General features: G+C 61.1%; 2 protein-coding genes. Both read right to left on the reverse strand.

What is annotated here, in order from left to right; translation table 11 throughout:
• On the reverse strand, window positions 1-2,025 hold a 2,025-nt coding region (locus ACFQ24_RS04055; RefSeq protein WP_380909177.1), incomplete at its 3' end, for a DUF5983 family protein.
• A 22-nt stretch (window positions 2,026-2,047) separates the two neighbouring features.
• The gene (locus ACFQ24_RS04060) at window positions 2,048-2,461 is read right to left on the reverse strand and encodes a hypothetical protein (RefSeq protein ID WP_062063567.1); all 414 of its coding nucleotides are present in this window, start codon (window positions 2,459-2,461) and stop codon (window positions 2,048-2,050) included.
• Between the last annotated feature and the right edge of the window lie 99 nt (window positions 2,462-2,560).

Genomic DNA, 2,560 nt, shown 5'->3' on the forward strand with positions numbered 1-2,560 from the left:
AAAGACCGGAAATCGCTTGCAAGGCGGTTCGTCACGGTCGAAGCTGATCCAGTTGGCGCCGGTCTTGCGCGCGTGGGTCAGCAGCGCCCAGATTTCAGGGGAGAGTTCGTCAGGGCGCTCGGGCCAGTCATCGAGCAGGCCAAGATGATCCCACGCGCTCATATTGATGGCTTCGAGGATAGCGGCATCGTCTCCAAGAAGGATCCGGGTCGCTTCGTGCTGCGCATCGCGCTCGAAGGCTCGGGATTGGGTTTCCCAGCTGTCGCAGTCGCTGTCGTCACTCGAACAGAAGAGGCTCGCATAGATCATGCGGCCCAGTCGAGCGGGTTTGATGCCACCGTCCTGCGTCGCGAAGATGAGCGCCTCCTCCAAATCCCAGCCGCCGTTGCGGCACACAAGAGCCGGGATTTCGACGGCATGGACGCTTCGCGATGCACCCTCGTGCCCAACTTGGGCGACAATCAGTTCGACGACAATCCTGTCGCTGAGGCCTGAAGCCATATCAGCGGGGAGGCAGGTCTCGTCATCATAGCGATATTCCGCGCCATCACGGTGAATGCGAAAGGAGATCTGCTCAATGATCGGCAGGGCGTCATACCAGGCATAGCCTTGCAGTGGACGTTCCGCTTCGACCAGTTGAAAGTCCCGGAGGGGCAATTTGTCCCGGGCGAGCGCCAGAGCCTGCGCAATGTCGGGTTCCAGCGTGGGAACAATCAGCATGGCGCCCTCGGGAGCCATCGTTGCGCTAGCGCGTCCATGGCAATCGTCGGCAGTTTCCGGGCGCCACGTTGAAAGTCCGGAGCGCACCTCAGGCAGTGCCACGCCAAGGTCGCCTGCCCGTTGCCAATTGGCGAATGCGAGACGATGATCTGCCTTGGCGCCGATGGCTTTGTAAATGGCGCGTTCCGCGGCTTCGCGAAGGGCCTGCAGCGCTGTGCTTTCGATGACCTCCTTGCGGGCAGGCAATAGCAACTGGATATCGTGCGCGTCGACAATATCGATCCGGACCGCCCAGTGGTCGAAACTGTCCTTGATCTCGCCAATTGTGGGCAAGGCGCATTTGACACGCAAACCGTGAAAGTTGATGCGGCGGCCATGTTGCAAGTCTGGGTCGAGATTATAGACGCCAATACGGCATCCGCATGTTTCCTCGACGAACAGAGCTTCCCGCAGAAAATCTTCTCGCGGCTGCAACATCCCGTTCATCGTTATCGGCAGGGGAAAGTGGAGCGCGACATCCGCGACAATGCTGTTCAAACCCAACTGCCAGTCATCGGGCATTTCGACAGAGATCAGCGTGCCCCAGCCAATCGTGCCTTGTTCAAGCGGTAGCGGTGCGCCGCTGTCCCAAGCCTCTGCCGGGATGCGCACTTTCCATGCCGTGCCGGCCGATGGTGAGAAGGACTGGATGTCGACGGTGCGGCCGGCAAGGCTGAACATGCCCATGCCGGCGGGATCTTCGGATCGCGCGATGTCATGGTCCCAGCCCGAATGCCCCAACAGCAGCAGGGCAGCCGGATCGTCGATGCCGCAACCATCGTCGCGGATGTGCAGGCAGAACCGGCCATCCTGCCGGGTGAGATCGATGGCGATGCGCGTGGCGCCGGCCCGCCTCGCATTCTGGCACATTTCGTGGAGGCAGTCCCGGCTGTCGCCCGAGAAGAGACGCGATGCGCGGCGGATCGCGTCCTGGCTGACGGCCGTCTGGATGGTGGCGGGAAGAGGCATGATCATCTCCGGTCTCGGCGACGGACCCTCTGTCCGCCTCTCTTGCGCCGCCCCCTCCCCTTTCATCCCGGTTTGCCGATGAGATGTGGGCAAGACGGTTGTCGCCAGGATGACCGTCCTGCAAAGAGAGAGGGATGAGCCATTCAAACGATGCGAAACTGCGCGATCTTCTGCGGCGATTGCCCGACTGGATGAGAAAGGATCTGGCCTCGAGCGATGTGACAAGACGGGAGCGCGCGGAAGATGCGCTCCATGTGATGTTGTTGTCGCTGCTGGAGCGTGGGGCCGATAGCCCATGATCGGGTGAGGCCAGAATAGGTTAGCGCGCAGCCTGATCGTCGGCGAGGAAAATCGACCAATCCCCATATAGTATGCCGCCATATTCAATGAGATCGTCGATCACGTTGAATTGCCAGTCGCAAAGCGGTCCGTGACCGTTGCTAACGCCGCTCGCGCGCCACTGCGCCATGACCTCCGGGAAAAAGCGTTCCATGACGTCCGGGGCTGCGGCGAATTTCAGTTGGCACATGTAAGTCACGTGGATCGAAGCCAGCGGTCCGATCACGGGGCCATCGCTGCCCCAGTCCTCCATCTGTTCGCCCGGCGTGGCGCGGCCGTGGTAGAGCCGAAGATAAAGCTTGCCCGATTGTAGCGGCAGGGCGGAAAGTGTCGGCGGTGTGCGTACGCTGGCCGAGCGGCAGGGTACCGCGGCGCGTTCAAGCGTTCCAATCATCGGGATTCCTTTCGATTTTAGGATCACCAGTCGTGGACAGGCAGATCATCCGAGCGGTCACCGTCGCAATCGAGCAGAAGGAACTGGAAGCTCCGGCTT

Origin of the sequence: Sphingobium olei (assembly GCF_042678845.1) — a bacterium.
Taxonomy (GTDB): Bacteria; Pseudomonadota; Alphaproteobacteria; order Sphingomonadales; family Sphingomonadaceae; genus Sphingobium; species Sphingobium olei.

Coding starts and splice junctions, on each gene's coding strand:
- ACFQ24_RS04060 (WP_062063567.1), bottom strand. CDS start 2,461: ATGATTGGAACGCTTGAACGCGCCGCGGTACCCTGCCGCTCGGCCAGC.